Origin of the sequence: Aliiglaciecola lipolytica (genome assembly GCF_018860635.1) — a bacterium.
GTDB lineage: Bacteria > Pseudomonadota > Gammaproteobacteria > Enterobacterales > Alteromonadaceae > Aliiglaciecola > Aliiglaciecola lipolytica_A.
The window spans coordinates 584,875-600,859 of the sequence record NZ_JAHKPT010000021.1; the positions used below are offsets into that span (position 1 = coordinate 584,875).

The window sequence follows — 15,985 nt, forward strand, 5'->3', positions numbered from 1 at the left end:
ACACTTAGTCTTCTTTGTTGGGTAAGGTCACTTTCAGTTGTAACAATCGACGTTTATCTGAATTAGTAATTTTAAATATCAGACCTTCAATTTCAATCTCGTCATCCGTCATTGGCATATGCCCAAATGCTTTCAAAACTATGCCACCAATGGTATCGGCTTGTTCAACATCATAGTGGGTTTCAAAGAATTGATTGAAATCTTCGATTGGTGTGAGTGCTTTAACAGAGTATGTGTAAGTATTTAGAGGACGAATATCGTCAGAATCATTTTCTTCGATATCATGTTCGTCTTCTATCTCGCCTACAATCAACTCTAGAATATCTTCTATCGTAACAAGACCTGACACGCCACCGTATTCATCTACCACTATCGCCATATGATAACGTTGCTGCCTGAACTCTTTAAGCAAAACGTCAACACGTTTACTTTCAGGTACAATAACAGCTGGTCGTAATACGTCTTTTAGGTGAAATTCCTTTCCAGGGATGAATGCATAAGCAAGTAGGTCTTTGGCTAATAGAATTCCTTCAATGTGATCTTTGTCTTCGTTGATTACTGGGAATCTAGAGTGAGCAGACTCCAGCATCACCGGTAGAAATTCTTCTACTGACTCGTCAACATTAATGGTCATCATTTGCGCTCTAGGGATCATGATGTCCCTTACGCGCATTTCATTGACGCCCATCACACCTTCAATCATCTCTCTGGTCTGCGGGTCAATTACTTCTCGTTGCTCTGCATCGGATATAATATCAACCAATGCTTCTTTACTTTTCGGTTCTGCGTTAAAAGTTTGTACTAGTTTATCTAGCCAGCTTTTATTCGTAGAACCGCTAGTAGAGTGGGGGTTGTCTTCGCTCATAATATCTTTTTTAGGTTCCTTGGATCACTATATTTAATGATCTTGATAGGGGTCGTCAATGCCTAATTTTGTTAAAATTTGCACTTCTAGACTTTCCATTATTTCTGCATCCTGATCATCTACATGGTCAAACCCAAGTAAATGGAGGCTTCCATGGACAATCATATGTGCCCAGTGATCGGTTAATAGTTTATTTTGTTGCTCAGCTTCTTTTTCAACTATGTCTGCGCAAACGACTAAATCGCCTAATAAATTAAGTTCTATTTCAGCCGGGGCCTCAAACGGAAAGGATAATATATTGGTGGGTTTGTCTTTTTCACGGTATGTCGCGTTTAAATTTTGGCTTTCTTCAGGCGTCACAATTCTAATTGTTAACTCTGTTTCATCGATTTGTTGATCGGCTAACGCGAATTTAACCCACTGCTCGAATTGTTGAGCTGTTGGGAGATTGTTATTTTCGCAAGCAATTTGGATATCTAGGTCAATATTCACTTAATCGGCTTCTCATTTTCACCTTTAGCGCTTTGCTCTGCTTGTTTTTGCAATTTAGCTTTTTCTTGAGCAGACTCAAATTCTTCATATGCTCGAACGATTCGCGCGACCACGGGGTGCCGAACTACATCGTTAGCAGTGAAAAAGTTAAAGGAAATATCTTGAACGTCCTTTAATACGTCTATGGTGTGACGCAATCCAGAGCGTACCCCTCTTGGTAAGTCTATTTGCGTAATGTCACCGGTAATCACCGCACGTGAATTGAAACCAATACGAGTTAAGAACATTTTCATTTGTTCTACAGTGGTGTTTTGACTTTCATCTAAGATGATAAAAGCGTCATTTAATGTTCGGCCACGCATGTAAGCTAAAGGCGCTACTTCGATAACATTACGTTCGATAAGTTTTTCAACTTTTTCAAATCCTAACATTTCGAAAAGGGCGTCATACAGAGGGCGAAGATAAGGATCAACTTTTTGAGATAGATCACCGGGTAAAAACCCGAGTTTTTCACCCGCTTCAACTGCTGGTCGAGTTAGCAGGATTCGGCGGATTTCTTGGCGTTCCAATGCATCAACAGCACAAGCAACCGCTAAATAGGTTTTACCTGTACCAGCTGGGCCCACACCGAAACTAATGTCATGGTTTAATATATTAGACACATATTGGCTCTGATTGGGGTTTCTTGGTTTGATCACGCCCCTACGAGTTTTAATATGTACTTCTTTGCCGTAATGTCCCGCTTCCGCTCTTTCAAGGCATTTTGCTTCTTGAATGGCTAAGTGAACCTGATCAGATTCCAACATTGGGATCTTACCTTTAATAGGTTGAGTTTCGATATAAAGCAATTTAAGTAATTCGGCCGCACCGTTACTTTGTAAAGGATCGCCTATCACTTTAAATTCATTATTGCGATATGTGATTTCAACCCCTAAACGGCGTTCTATTTGCTTTATGTTGTCATCTAATGGTCCGCACAAACTTGATAGACGTTTGTGATCGGCTGGTTCTAAAAACACTTCGCTGCTGACAATAGTACTCAAAATTGAATTTTACCTTTTTGACTAGTTTAATGTGATGTTGGCGAAAATTTCTGTACACCTAATGCATCTTCTTGAACTGTCTGTTTTGACAAGATAGATTTAGGTGCAACACTGACTCTCAAGCCCATATCTTTTTCACGTCTGACAACGTCTCCTCGCAATGAGTTCGCGAACACGTCAGTAATTTTGACATCGATGAATTCACCAATCATGTCTGGTGTACCTTCGAAGTTTACAACACGATTATTTTCAGTACGGCCAGACAACTCCATTGGATTCTTTTTCGATGGGCCTTCAACTAATATACGTTGTTCCGTGTGAAGCATATTTCTGGCTATTCGCAAGGCCTGTTGATTAATTCTACTTTGTAAAATTTGCAGACGTTGTTTTTTGGTTTCTTCGCTGACGTCATCTGGCAAGTCGGCCGCAGGCGTACCTGGTCGTGCGCTATAGATGAAACTAAAACTCATATCAAAATCTATTGCTTGGATTAAATCCATTGTCGCTTGAAAGTCTTCATCTGTTTCTCCGGGGAAACCAATAATAAAGTCTGAGGACATACAAAGATTAGGGCGAATCTTTTTAAGTCGACGAATTTTTGATTTAAATTCGATAGCTGTATGGCCACGTTTCATCAAATTTAAAATTCGGTCTGCGCCGCTTTGCACAGGAAGATGCAGGTGATCAACCAATTCTGGAATCGACGCGTAGGCTTCAATCAAATCATCAGTAAACTCAACCGGATGAGACGTTGTATAACGAATTCTATCGATGCCATCGATGGAGGCAATTAATTCAAGTAATTCGGCAAAGTTGCAAATGCTTTCATCGAAATGAGGTCCTCTAAATGCATTTACATTTTGACCAAGTAGATTTACCTCGCGAACACCTTGTTCAGCAAGTTGCGCTACTTCTAGTAACACATCATCAACCGGACGGCTTACTTCTTCGCCTCGTGTATAAGGTACAACGCAAAAACTGCAGTATTTGGAACATCCTTCCATAATAGAAACAAATGCGCTTGGACCATCTGCCCGTGGTTCCGGTAGACGGTCAAATTTTTCAATCTCAGGGAAACTGACATCAATAACTGATTTTGAGCCACCTTTTATCTGGTTGATCATCTCTGGCAATCGATGCAATGTTTGCGGACCAAAAATCAAATCCACAAAAGGTGCTCGTTGTCTTATCGTGGTGCCTTCTTGTGAGGCAACACAACCGCCCACACCGATAATCAATTCAGGCTTGTGTTTTTTTAAGTTTTTCCAGCGCCCCAATTGATGGAATACTTTTTCTTGGGCTTTTTCGCGAATAGAGCAGGTGTTCAACAAGATAACATCAGCATCTTCTGCTTCGTCAGCAAGCTCATAACCATGAGTAGCATCAAGTAGATCGGCCATTTTTTCCGAATCATACTCGTTCATTTGACAGCCCCACGTTTTAATGTATAACTTTTTGCTCATATTGCGTTTTTAAACCCTAATTTTTATATGCCATTTAGACGCCACCATCGACTGACTATGCTAGACAAATTTGTTACAAACTGGCTAAACCGAACCGCTTATTTTAACGTTATTTGTTGATTGGATCTAGCTTTCATCTGTTATTTAACTGCGGCGCGATCATGTCCCCTAATTTATTTAATTTTTTACTGATTAAACTGGATTTATTTCAGTATGATATAGCCATCAAAAGTAATTCAGCGTGATTAAAAAATATGTTTGATGTAGGTATTGTTGGTGGAGGAATGGTGGGTGCTGCAACTGCTGTAGGACTTGCTCAGCAGGGGCTCGATGTTGTTATATTTGAAGCGAAATTACCCGAAGCGTACTCTCCTGAACAGCCGCCAGATATGCGAGTGTCCGCCATTAACATTAATGCTTATTCATTATTGAATTCTTTGGGAGCCTGGCAAGATGTTCAATCCATGCGCTTTTGCCCATTTAAAAAAATGTTAGTGTGGGAAAGCGACAAGGGCGCGACGCAATTTGATTGTAATGAAATAAATCAGCAGCAACTGGGTTTCATTATTGAGAATAGATTAATTCAGTTGGCATTGCTAAATCGTATTCATTCCTTGCCAAATATTACCTTGGTAAGTGGGGCAACGATTAAAGAAATTCAAAACGGTGTACCCAATATCATTAATACCGCTGATAATTCATCTTACCAATGTACTATTTTAGTCGGGGCGGATGGGGCAAATTCGCAGGTGAGAAGTAGCTTGAATATTGGTCAACAAGGCTGGCAGTATAAGCAACATGCGATGGGCATCAACATCAAATTGGCGGACGCTAAACAGCAAGATATAACCTGGCAGAAATTTAAACCCTCAGGCCCTTTGGCATTCCTACCGTTGTATGATGGTTTTGCTTCATTGGTTTGGTATGACTCAGCGGATAAAATTGCAGAGTTAAAACGTCTGAATCTAAGTAATTTGAAAACCCAAATTATGGCGAATTTTCCTAAAAAACTTGGCGATTTTGAGATACTTCAAAGCGCTAGTTTTCCATTAACACGGATGCATGCAAATCAATATTGCAAAGGTAATTCAGTATTAATCGGCGACGCAGCGCACACCATTAATCCATTAGCAGGACAAGGTGTGAATTTAGGTTTTCGTGATGTGTCTGCACTTTTAGAATGTTTGAGTAACTGGGATAAACAAGCAACCTCAGTGCTGCCATTATTAAAACAATATGAAAATAAACGAAAATCATCGAATTTATTAATGATGTCGACTATGGATGCAATTTACGCGGCATTTAGCAATGATAACTTGCCTTTGAAACTACTCAGAAACCTTGGTTTGAGTTTGGCTGAGAATGCCGGACCAATTAAAAAACAAGTTATGAAGGTAGCATTAGGATTGACCTAAACCAGCGCCAATCCTGTAGGGAAGGGGGTTATTTCCCCCAGATTCCTTTTTCAGTTTCGCCTTGGATCTCACAGTCACCATTTAAGTATTCTGGTTTTTGACCTTTCTTACGTTTTTCAAAGTAATCCTGGCTGATTGAAACTATCGTGGGAGTCATTAACACTATGGCGATAATATTAATAAATGTCATCAAGCCTAACGCCATATCGGCCATTGCCCAGACTTTTGGTAATGAGGCCATTGAACCCCAAAAAATCATCAAAAGATAACCGCCCGTGTATACCCAGCGTCCGACTTTATTGTCTAATTTAAACATGTGGAGATTACTTTCTCCATACGCATAATTGGCAACAACAGACGTAAATGCGAATAAACTAATGGCTGCCGCAACAAAATCACCGCCAAATTCACCTAAGTGACTGCCCATCGCATCTTGGGTTAAACGTATACCTTCCATCTGCTCACTACTTGAACCACCTGCTAACAATATGACAATGGCTGTGCAAGTACATAAGATCATTGTATCTATAAAGACACCGAGCATTTGTACATAACCCTGTGAAACAGGGTGGTTAGGATTCGGTGATGCTCCAGCTGCTGCATGGGGTACACTTCCAGATCCGGCTTCGTTCGAATAAAGCCCTCGTTGTATACCATTCTTAATTGCTGCACCTAAGGCCCCAGCCGCAGCTTCGTGTAAACCGAAGGCTGATGAAATTATGTCTGAAAGCATAGCTGGCACAAGTTCGTAATTAGCGATGGCAATTCCCAAGGTTACCAAAACATATGTAATGGCCATAAAAGGCACTATCCATTCGGCGAATCTGGCAATAGCGCGAAGGCCGCCAACGACTATCATACCGGCCATTAGGATAATCACTAGACCTGAATAATGGGTCGGAATTTCATAGGCGTGATTTAAAGCGTCAGTAATAGTGTTTGCTTGTACGGCGCTAAAAATAAATCCATATCCCAAAAACAGAAATAATGAAAATAGCACCGCTAACCAGCGTTTATTGAGACCTTGTTGAATGTAGTAGGCGGGACCGCCTCGGAATTCACCATTTATATCTCGGACTTTATAAAGTTGGCCCAAAACGCTTTCTGCGAAGCCTGTTGCCATACCAAGCAAGGCAATCATCCACATCCAGAAAATCGAACCTGAGCCACCGAGTGAAATGGCAACCGCGACGCCAGCCAAATTTCCGGTGCCTACTCGAGCGGATAGGCTGGTACACAATGCTTGAAATGAACTAATTCCTGAGGCATCACTTTGGGTACTGTTTTTCATGATGCTAAACATGTGCCCGAAATGTCGGAATTGTAAAAAACCTAACCTGACAGTGAACCATACTCCAGCACATACCAACATGACTGCAAGTATAGGAAAGTAAAAATTAGATTGCTCCCCTTCGGTTTCCCATAAAACACTTAACCCTCTGTTCCATAATAGATCGTTTATGAAACTTACAATGTCGTTTATCACTCGAATCCTTGCCCATTTATAATTTTTATAGCTGCAGTTTGAAGTGATCTAGTTCTTATGTAAAGAGAAGGAGGGCTATCATTTGACAACAAATAAAAAAGCCCAAGACAAAATCTTGGGCTTAAATATGGCTGGGGTAGCTGGATTTGAACCAACGAATGGCGGGATCAAAACCCGCTGCCTTACCGCTTGGCTATACCCCAAATGGCAGCAAGTGCAAATGCACTTGCTACGCAAAAGATGGCTGGGGTAGCTGGATTTGAACCAACGAATGGCGGGATCAAAACCCGCTGCCTTACCGCTTGGCTATACCCCAACAAAGATGGTGCGGAAGGAGAGACTTGAACTCTCACGCCGTGAAGCACTGGAACCTAAATCCAGCGTGTCTACCAATTCCACCACTTCCGCACATGCTTGTTCTAAAACAAGACTTGGTGGCTACGGCGGGACTCGAACCTGCGACCCCATCATTATGAGTGATGTGCTCTAACCAGCTGAGCTACGTAGCCATCTATCTTTGGGTACTCCGCTTTGGAGTGGCGCGTATTATGCTGATAAGGCATAAGGTCGTCAACCCTTTTTTTAACAGAATTGTTTGATTGCTCGATATCTAAGCAAAGCCAGTTAAAAAATCTACAACATGACACTTATTTGTACAAATGTATTGAATCTTTTTTAATTTAGTACTGTTTAATTCGATTTTTGAAGGATAGAAACTTTGCATTAAATTGAAAATAAAAACATAAAAAACGTTTTTTTTTAGATTGATTGCATGTTTTAGCAGTCATTTGTCGCACTGCTATACGCATTTTAGCTGTGATTTGGCAGATGCAACGGTCATTAGGTGAACAAATGATAATTGCCCTTTGCCTGACAACCAATTACCAGCTAGGTATATAAACCAAATGAAGTGTTATCTATTAAGAATATCGTCTCGTCATAAAACTCCTATATAAAGGACGGCAGACTAAAAATAGTTATCAATTGAAAAGACCGATAGAGAAGTTACCTTCTGTATATTGTGTACAGCGATAAAAAAACCGAGCACTAATGGCTCGGTTTTTTAAAATTGATCGCCTGTTTAGACGAAACTAGCTATGTTAATACCGATTAAGCTTGGGTATTAATAACTGAACCTACACGTGAGTCAGGTGTAGGACTGTTTTGAGTCGAAGATGATTGAGACGGTGATTCAAGCTCGGCTTGACGTTGTTGAGTTTCAACCTGACGAGCTTGTTGCTGCGGAGCTGCTTGGGCAGCTGAACTGCTAGATGAAGAACCTACTTCCATTTTAATAATCCTCGTTGCTGATAACTATTGGTAAATATAGTACAAAAAATAACAGCATGCACTATTGTGAAATAAACAACTCTGTCAATCGCACAGCGCCTATAACAAGCTAATATGCTTACATTTAGTCAATCCATTGTTCTAATTGTTGTTGCATAAAATTCGCGATCATCGGTTGCGCTTGCAAATTAGGGTGGATGCCATCTTTTTGCATTAGTGATTTGTCTAAGGCAATTTCCTGTAAAAAGAACGGGATTAAAGGAATCTCATTTTCAACGGATAGCTCAGTGAACATGCCGGTGAACATTTGGTTATATCTGCGACCGTAATTAGTGGGTATCTGCATTTGCTGTAAAATTACCGAAAGCCCTTGCTGTTGAGCCATATCAATCATCTGTTGAATGTTGGCCTGCATTTTTTTCACTGGGTGACCTTGCAATCCGTCATTACCACCCAATTCAATGTATAAATGGGTAGGGGAGTGTTGATCGAGTAATCTGGGAAGCCGAGCTAAAGCACCGTCTGTCGTTTCACCGCTTATTGCGGCGTTTACAACGTTTATGCCTTGGTTTTGCCATGCATTTTGTAACAAACTAACCCAACCTTGTTCTTGCGTTAGCCCATAAGCAGCGCTTAAGCTATCTCCTAGAATCAGTATTTTTACCGATTGTGGATCGTCAGCTTGTTGAGCTTGCAAGTGATCTGAAATACTCAGTAAAAGTATAACTATTAACCCAACAATAAACAGACGATTTCTGTCTCTTTTAAACCATAAGTGCACTATGACAACAACTCCAAATGTAATGATAGAAACTAAACGAATCACCAAAGTAGTAAGTACGAGCGAAGGTGAACTTCAGATCCTTCAACCAATTAGTTTTAAAGTCAAGGCTGGTGAGTCGGTTGCCATTATTGGTGCGTCGGGTTCCGGTAAGTCTACACTGCTGAGTTTGTTAGCGGGTCTGGATCAGGTAACCGAAGGTGAGATCTTCTTGGCTGGTGCGCCTTTGCATTCTATGGATGAAGAACAGCGTGCTAGGCTACGGGGCGAAAAAGTTGGATTTATATTTCAAAGTTTTATGTTGGTGCAAAGCTTAACCGCATTGGAAAATATTATGCTTCCGGCTGAAATAGCGGGTTTAGATAATGCCAAACAGCTTGGTCAACAAATTCTTGAACAGGTTGGCTTGGGACATCGTGGCAATCACTATCCCAATCAATTGTCAGGTGGTGAGCAACAACGTGTAGCGATAGCACGTGCCTTTATCACTAAACCTAAAATTTTATTTGCGGATGAACCAACCGGTAATTTGGATGCCGCTAATAGTGAAAAAGTAGAGTCTTTGTTGTTCGAGTTAAATAGAGACTCAGACACTACTTTAGTGCTTGTTACCCATGATCCCGTATTGGCGAAACAGTGTCAGCGTCAGTTGAGTATGCAAGCGGGTGTGTTAACTGAGGTTACCTCATCCGATTCACAATCAGACCAACAACAGCAGGCTAGTTAAACATGAAATATGGTTTTAATTTGGCTTGGCGTTTATTCAAGCACGAAGCTAAACGTGGCGAACTCACGATTATTTTGTTTGCGATTGTTTTGTCTGTGGCAGCGGTTTTGTCACTCTCATTATTCAGTGAACGACTTCAAGGTGCTCTGACGGCTAAATCTGCCGAGTTTATTGCCGCTGACAGGCTGTTAGAGTCAGATAAACCCGTTGATCCTAACTGGATTGCAAAAGCAAAAGAATTAGGCTTGCAAACCACCCAGCAAGTGTATGCCCGCTCCATGGTATTTGGTAACGAGCAAATGACTTTAACCAGCTTACGCGCTGCAGATGACGGTTATCCCTTAAAAGGTGAGTTAAAAACCTCAACAGAGCCCTTTGGTTTGGGTCAGGTGACTAAAAATTTACCGGCTTCTGGCGAAGCTTGGGCGGAGTCACTGTTGTTACAGAAACTCGGTTTAAAGCTTGGTGATAAAATTGAGGTGGGAGATAAGGAGTTCACTTTAACCCGAGTCATTACGGATGTGCCGGATTCTGGGTTTAGTGTGTTTGGTGGTAATCCGAAGGTATTGATAAGCCTTAACGATTTGGCTGCAACTCATATTACTGGCCCAGGTAGTCGAATTGATTACACCTACTTTTTCGTAGGGGATAGCGGTGACTTAGATGATTATTATGATTGGCTGCGACCTCAATTAAATCGAGAAATTCACTCTTGGCAATCGGTAGAAGATGACGACTCGCAACTTGGGCGTTCTGTAGGCAGAGCTGAGCAATACTTTTTACTTGCCAGTTTGTTAGCAATTGTATTGGCGGCAGTGTCTATTGCCGTTGCTGCTCAACGTTATAGCCAACGTCATTATGATCCCGTTGCGATCATGAAAACCCTGGGTGCGAGTAAACAATTAGTACAACGGGTTTATTTATATCAAATATCTTTTATCACCTTGTTGGGTATCTTAGTGGGGACGGTCGTCGGTTTTATCATTCAACAATTAGTCATTTTGGCGATTGCCGATAAAGTCAGTGTTTCCATCGACGTATGGCATTGGCGTCCATTGGTCATTGCTGTTTTTACCGGAATGATTTGTGCGGTTCTGTTTTCACTTTATCCCTTGTTAAAATTGTTCTCGGTTCCGCCTTTGCGTGTACTCAGACGTGATTTAGGTGCTGGGATGAGTTCCAGAGTTCTGCAGTTTGCGGCCACGGGTTCAGCCATATTGATATTGATGTGGGCCTATAGCCAAAACTTGCAAATTAGCTTAATCCTGTTTGTTTCCGGTATCGTTTTAGTCTGTGCGTTGTTGGCCATCACTTATGGTTTGATCGCGGTTGGCAGAAAGTTAGGTCAAGGTAAAATGGGGGCGTGGCAGTTAGCTTGGGCGAGAATCAAAAGACGGGCTATGGATAACAGTGTGCAGCTGATTAGTTTTTCGGTCACTATTATGTTGTTACTTGTGGTTTTGGTTATGCGTAACGACATGGTCTCGCAGTGGCGCGACCAGCTACCGCAAGGCACTCCTAACTATTTCATGTCAAATATTACTGAGCAGCAACGTCCTGCATTAAATCAACATTTCGAACAGTTAGGTGTTAAAACCGATGTTTTTTATCCGGTCGTTAGGGCTAGGTTTGTGTCGATTAACGACGAAAAAATACGAACTGAGATCACTAAAGAAGATGAAGATAAACAAGATAGTGGCCGCAACGGACTCGGGCGAGAGGCTAATTTAACTTGGAGTAATCAACTCCAAAATGAAAACAAAATTGTTGCTGGAAAGTGGTTAGACGAATGGCAAACCGGAGATGAATATGGGGTATCTGTAGAGCAGAGGTTAGCGTCAAGATTAAATATTAAGTTAGATGACAAACTAACATTTAATATTGGTAGTGAAGTGATTAGCGTGAAAGTAACCAGTCTTCGCAGTGTCAATTGGCAGACCATGCAACCCAATTTCTTTTTTGTATTGCAGCCTGAAGCCATGCAGGCATTTCTACCCACTTACATCACTAGCTTTCATGTTCCAACAGAGCAAAAATCGAAAATAGCGCAGCTAATGCAGCCATTTTCCAGTGTCACCTTATTTGATGTAGACGCAAGAATTAATCAATTAAGAGCCATTGTTGATCAAGTCTCTGTGGCGGTTGAGTTTATTCTAGTGTTAGTGCTGATTGCCGGTTCTTTGGTATTAATTGCGCAAGTTCAGGCGAGCATGGATGAGCGCCAGCAAGAGTTGGCCATTTTACGTACGCTAGGGGCCAAAGGCAGCTTGATCCGTGCCAGTGTTATTTATGAGTTTTTAATTATTGGTGCAGTGGCGGGGTTGATGGCAGCCTTTGCCAATGAACTCACCTTATATTTATTGCAGTCACAAATTTTTGAAATGCAGGGAAAACTACATTTCGAATATTGGATTATTGCTCCAGTTGTTGGTGCGGCCACTGTAGGCTTGTTAGGTGCTGCAGGATGCTGGAGGTTATTAACCTTAAATACCAGTCAGTTATTGCGGAAAATGGTTTAAGCAATTAAAGCTATTCAAAATAATCATTAAAAAGGGCGATTCGCCCTTTTTCTGATGTTATTTGCTTCAATCTGGAGTGAACAGAATTACCCTTTAGTACATGATAGACACAGTGATACTGAGTCTGAGAAACGTAGTGCATGGGGCTTATCTACTTCGGCTTCAGCATAAATTACCCAAGGATGTTCTGCGGCAATTTCCAATACGTCTGATGTTAGCTTTTCCAGCAGTGAAAAACGGTTGTCTTCTACCAGTTTGATAATTCGTTTGGTAATGATTTTATAATTTAATGCATCTTCCATATCATCTGAGTCTGTTGCTTGCTCGGCGTTGTAATGAATTTTCACATTAACGATAACGTCTTGTTTGTTCACTATTTCATCTTCATTAATACCAATGTAAGTGCGTAACCTGAGGTTTTTAATTCTGATAGTGGCTGGATTCAGCTTCATTTATTGTCACTTCCTTAAAATTCGCGAAATGTTGTTTAATCGTTGTGTTTTCAATAGGTCTATTATCTGCTAGTTTGTGGACCAACATCAAATAATCCAATGTGAATTTATATGGATACTAAGTCGCCCACTGCGATTAAAGCAATATTAGTGTTAGCCTGTATTGTTATTATATTAGCTGGTATTAAAGCAGCCAGTACAATCGTAGTTCCTTTTCTTTTATCTATTTTTATAGCGATGGCGTGTCATCCAATTATCCATTGGGCTTCTAAATACAAGGTTCCTCGTTGGTTATCAGTGATACTAGTTATACTGTTAATTGTGATATTTGGATTTATGTTAGCAGGTTTAGTGGGTAACTCCATGGCCGAATTTCGTGAAAATATTCCCCAATACAAACAACAATTAAGTGATGAGCTAGTATGGATAACCAGCAAGCTTGAAACTCTGTTTAATATTGAAGTAAACAGTGATTTGCTCGTGTCTTATTTAGATCCCGGCATCGCCATGAGTATGGCCACTAATATACTCACCAGTTTTGGCAGTGTACTGACTAACTTTTTATTAATTATTTTAACTGTCGTGTTTATGCTTTTTGAAGCTGATTCGGTGCCTAAGAAAGTGCATATTGCGCTGGATGATCCATCCATGAAGATTCAGCAAATAGATAAGTTTTTAGTGTCGGTTAAAAATTATTTAGTAATAAAAACCATCGTCAGCATAGGCACTGGCGTGGTGATTGGCCTTTGGTTATATTTCTTAGGCCTAGATCACTTTATGTTATGGGCGGTGTTAGCGTTTCTATTGAATTACATTCCAAACATTGGGTCGATTATTGCGGCTGTCCCAGCGGTATTGCTGGCATTTGTACAATTGGGCCCTGGTGTGGCTGGACTCACCGCCATTGGATATGTGGTCACCAACACTGTTATGGGTAATGTAGTTGAACCGAAATTTTTAGGCAGAGGCTTAGGCTTATCCACTTTAGTAGTGTTTTTATCGTTAATTTTCTGGGGATGGTTATTAGGCACTGTGGGCATGCTGTTATCGGTGCCTTTGACTATGATCGTAAAAATAGCATTAGAGTCCAATCAAGATAGTCAGTGGATAGCGGTCTTGCTCGATAGTGAAGATATTCCAGATGAAAAAGAAGATGAAGCTGAGCTCAATCAGGCATCCGAGTAAAGGTCATTTCAATTTTGGCTCCACCTAGTGTGGAGTCAGTAATTTCCATTTTACCGTGGTAAGCAGAGATTAAATCGGTTACCACCGCCATACCAATACCTTGACCTTCTTGATAACTGTCTAAGCGTTTTCCTCGGTGCAATAATTCTTGGCGATGTTGCGGCTCAATGCCGTTGCCGTCATCTTCCACGGTAATGCGCAACAATTTATTGGTTTGTTGTGCAGATACTTTGACTTTAGACTTTGCCGCTTTACAGGCGTTATCCATTAAATTTCCGAGTAATTCCATTAAATCAGTTTGGTCACCTTTGAACTGGCAATTCTCTGCTATTTGTAAGCTAATCGATAAATCTTTATCAGCATGCACTTTAGCCATTGCTGATTGTAGTTTTTGAACAATCGGCAATACCGAAACTGCCTGATCCCAGCCACTGCCAGCACCGGCAACGGCACGTTTTAATTGGCGTTGAATAATATTATTTATTTGTGATAAAGGTTCATTGGCTGAGCTGGGCAGATTCGGGTTACCGGCAAGCACAGCTAAAGGGGTTTTTAAGCTATGGGCTAGATCGCTAAGACTATTTTTATAGCGACTACGTTGCTGCTGTTCGGTATCGAGCAGGTGATTGATACTGCGTTTTAGTTTTTCCAATTCAGGCGGGTAGGTTTGTTGTAAGCGTTCTATATCACCTTCCTCGGTCTTTTTGATTTGACCAATCAATGTGTTTATTGGGCTCAAGGCCATATTTAAACTGGCTATTAATACGATCAAAAGTAACAAGGCTAAAAAGCCTAGCCAATACCAAAGGGTATTGGAAAAGGCATCCCGCTCTTTTTCAAAGGTGAGTTTATCTTGCACAATAAAAAAGCTGACAGGCTCAAAATCTACATTACCTTCAAACTCAGCGGTATAGGAATAGAGGAAATAATCAGCGTCCAAACTAAATTCAGCTAAAAATATTTCTTTACCAATAATTGGAGCGTCTAACTGAGGTTGCTCTGACCAGTTTAAAGTGGATAAAGACTGCCACACAACATCATCGTTTATTTTAATAAATGCATACAATCCAGAGCCAGGAATGTTGAGCTTGTCATTAAACAGTTGTTCAGGCATTTCAGGCTCACCGTCTACCATTTCAAATTCAGAAATAAGGGTGAGACTTTGCACCCGCAATTGTTCGAGCATAGATTGACTGAGACTATCCGTATAGGCTTGTTCTAAGGTCATTGCACCTAAAGGAATGAAAAGTAGCAGTGCCAGCAAGGCGGCCGCAAAACTTCTGAGGCGCAACGATAACCTGATCATAATTCTCGATTGATTCGGTAGCCGCGTCCGCGCAGGGTTTCAATTGGTTTATAATTATTTTCTGGATCTAGTTTCTTACGTAAACGCCCGACAAACACTTCTATCACGTTACTGTCTAAATCAAAATCTTGATCATATATGTGTTCAGTCAATTCCGTTTTAGAAACTATTTTTTGTGGATTGAGCAAAAGGTACTCCAACACTTTGTATTCATAAGCCGTGAGCTCTAAGGATTGCCCGTTTACAGCGACTTCTTCGGCTGTGGTGTCGAGTGTTATAGGACCTTTTTCAATAAGCGGATTGGCTTGTCCTGAGGATCTACGAATCAGCGCTTTTGCTCGGGCGAGTAGTTCTTCATTGTGAAAAGGTTTAGTAAGATAATCATCTGCTCCAGCATCTAAACCTTCTACTTTTTCCTGCCAACGATCCCGCGCTGTCAAAATGAGTATAGGGCAGGTGACATCGTTTTTACGCGCATTTTTTATAACATCAAATCCGTCAATTACAGGTAGACCTATATCGACTATGGCCAAATCGTATGGGTGTTCAGCTAACAAATAGCTGGCTTTGGCACCATCATCGGCTAAATCGACACTATAACCATGTTGTTGTAATAACTGATCTAATTGGGTTAACAGTCTACTGTCATCTTCCACCACAAGAATACGCATTATTTATCTCTACTACGTTGTTTGGTTATCTTACCTGAACGTTTATCGACATCTACAGTGACCACACGCCCATTTTTCTGTAAAACTTTGACCTTATAGGTATTTTTACTTTGGTTAACACGCAATACTCGACCGTTAACCTTTTGCAGCACTCTATTTGCAGCTTGGGCTTTATCAATGTTGTCTTTTGATGTTTCTTGGGCTGACACTTGCCCGCCGAAGCAAAGAGCAAGGGTCATTAACAAGAAAATCAATTTACCTCTGATGTGCACAATCAAAATGGGTTCCTG

15 protein-coding genes and 4 tRNA genes are annotated in these 15,985 nt (G+C 40.9%); 4 read left to right on the forward strand and 15 right to left on the reverse strand.

The window, feature by feature from the left end; genetic code table 11:
• Positions 1–4: 4 nt before the first annotated feature.
• From corC to miaB, 4 genes are read right to left on the reverse strand one after another with little or no spacing between them, the layout of a single operon-like run.
• On the reverse strand, positions 5–865 hold the full coding sequence (gene corC, locus KO530_RS11010; RefSeq protein ID WP_216048453.1) for a CNNM family magnesium/cobalt transport protein CorC: 861 nt from the start codon (positions 863–865) through the stop codon (positions 5–7).
• A gap of 33 nt (positions 866–898) precedes the next feature.
• Positions 899–1,357 carry an rRNA maturation RNase YbeY gene (ybeY, locus tag KO530_RS11015; protein ID WP_216048454.1) on the reverse strand — a complete coding sequence of 153 codons (459 nt, stop codon included), beginning with the start codon at positions 1,355–1,357 and terminating at the stop codon, positions 899–901.
• Positions 1,354–2,400: a PhoH family protein gene (locus tag KO530_RS11020; RefSeq protein WP_216048455.1), complete on the reverse strand. Its 1,047-nt coding sequence runs from the start codon at positions 2,398–2,400 to the stop codon at positions 1,354–1,356. The genes ybeY and KO530_RS11020 overlap by 4 nt, the downstream gene beginning before the upstream one ends.
• A gap of 26 nt (positions 2,401–2,426) precedes the next feature.
• Positions 2,427–3,863: a tRNA (N6-isopentenyl adenosine(37)-C2)-methylthiotransferase MiaB gene (miaB, locus tag KO530_RS11025; protein WP_216048456.1), complete on the reverse strand. Its 1,437-nt coding sequence runs from the start codon at positions 3,861–3,863 to the stop codon at positions 2,427–2,429.
• A gap of 254 nt (positions 3,864–4,117) precedes the next feature.
• Here miaB and KO530_RS11030 point away from each other — a divergent pair, with 254 nt between their 5' ends.
• Positions 4,118–5,278: an FAD-dependent oxidoreductase gene (locus KO530_RS11030; protein WP_216048457.1), complete on the forward strand. Its 1,161-nt coding sequence runs from the start codon at positions 4,118–4,120 to the stop codon at positions 5,276–5,278.
• Positions 5,279–5,306: 28 nt separating this feature from the next.
• Here the strand turns inward: KO530_RS11030 and KO530_RS11035 are convergent, their stop codons facing one another.
• From KO530_RS11035 to KO530_RS11065, 7 genes are all read right to left on the reverse strand, one after another.
• Positions 5,307–6,764: an alanine/glycine:cation symporter family protein gene (locus KO530_RS11035; protein WP_216048458.1), complete on the reverse strand. Its 1,458-nt coding sequence runs from the start codon at positions 6,762–6,764 to the stop codon at positions 5,307–5,309.
• Between the two features lie 128 nt (positions 6,765–6,892).
• A tRNA-Gln gene (locus KO530_RS11040) sits at positions 6,893–6,967 on the reverse strand.
• Positions 6,968–7,005: 38 nt separating this feature from the next.
• Positions 7,006–7,080 (reverse strand) — tRNA-Gln (locus tag KO530_RS11045).
• A gap of 7 nt (positions 7,081–7,087) precedes the next feature.
• Positions 7,088–7,172 (reverse strand) — tRNA-Leu (locus tag KO530_RS11050).
• A 24-nt stretch (positions 7,173–7,196) separates the two neighbouring features.
• A tRNA-Met gene (locus KO530_RS11055) sits at positions 7,197–7,273 on the reverse strand.
• A gap of 601 nt (positions 7,274–7,874) precedes the next feature.
• On the reverse strand, positions 7,875–8,054 hold the full coding sequence (locus KO530_RS11060) for a hypothetical protein (protein WP_216048459.1): 180 nt from the start codon (positions 8,052–8,054) through the stop codon (positions 7,875–7,877).
• 124 nt (positions 8,055–8,178) lie between these two features.
• Entirely contained in the window at positions 8,179–8,835 is a 657-nt protein-coding gene (locus KO530_RS11065; RefSeq protein WP_436792300.1) for an arylesterase, read from the reverse strand.
• A 22-nt stretch (positions 8,836–8,857) separates the two neighbouring features.
• Here KO530_RS11065 and KO530_RS11070 point away from each other — a divergent pair, with 22 nt between their 5' ends.
• Both KO530_RS11070 and KO530_RS11075 read left to right on the forward strand, forming a co-directional pair.
• Complete coding sequence (locus KO530_RS11070) at positions 8,858–9,562, forward strand: ABC transporter ATP-binding protein (RefSeq protein ID WP_216048596.1); 705 nt, start codon at positions 8,858–8,860, stop codon at positions 9,560–9,562.
• Positions 9,563–9,564: 2 nt separating this feature from the next.
• Complete coding sequence (locus KO530_RS11075) at positions 9,565–12,081, forward strand: ABC transporter permease (RefSeq protein WP_216048460.1); 2,517 nt, start codon at positions 9,565–9,567, stop codon at positions 12,079–12,081.
• 86 nt (positions 12,082–12,167) lie between these two features.
• Here KO530_RS11075 and folX read toward each other — a convergent pair whose 3' ends face one another.
• The gene (folX, locus tag KO530_RS11080) at positions 12,168–12,533 is read right to left on the reverse strand and encodes a dihydroneopterin triphosphate 2'-epimerase (RefSeq protein ID WP_216048461.1); all 366 of its coding nucleotides are present in this window, start codon (positions 12,531–12,533) and stop codon (positions 12,168–12,170) included.
• A 111-nt stretch (positions 12,534–12,644) separates the two neighbouring features.
• On the opposite strand from folX, the gene KO530_RS11085 reads away from it, so the two are divergent.
• Positions 12,645–13,718, forward strand: coding sequence for an AI-2E family transporter (locus KO530_RS11085; protein WP_216048462.1), 1,074 nt, complete (start codon positions 12,645–12,647; stop codon positions 13,716–13,718).
• Here KO530_RS11085 and KO530_RS11090 read toward each other — a convergent pair.
• The 3 genes from KO530_RS11090 to KO530_RS11100 are packed head-to-tail and all read right to left on the reverse strand — an operon-like array spanning position 13,699 to position 15,967.
• Positions 13,699–15,024, reverse strand: a complete 1,326-nt coding sequence (locus KO530_RS11090) for an ATP-binding protein (RefSeq protein ID WP_216048463.1) — start codon at positions 15,022–15,024, stop codon at positions 13,699–13,701. The two genes, KO530_RS11085 and KO530_RS11090, sit on opposite strands and share 20 nt — an antisense overlap.
• Positions 15,021–15,695: a response regulator transcription factor gene (locus tag KO530_RS11095; protein ID WP_216048464.1), complete on the reverse strand. Its 675-nt coding sequence runs from the start codon at positions 15,693–15,695 to the stop codon at positions 15,021–15,023. Before KO530_RS11095 ends, KO530_RS11090 begins: the two co-directional genes overlap by 4 nt.
• Entirely contained in the window at positions 15,695–15,967 is a 273-nt protein-coding gene (locus KO530_RS11100) for a PepSY domain-containing protein (protein WP_303500821.1), read from the reverse strand. The genes KO530_RS11095 and KO530_RS11100 overlap by 1 nt, the downstream gene beginning before the upstream one ends.
• Positions 15,968–15,985 lie beyond the last annotated feature (18 nt).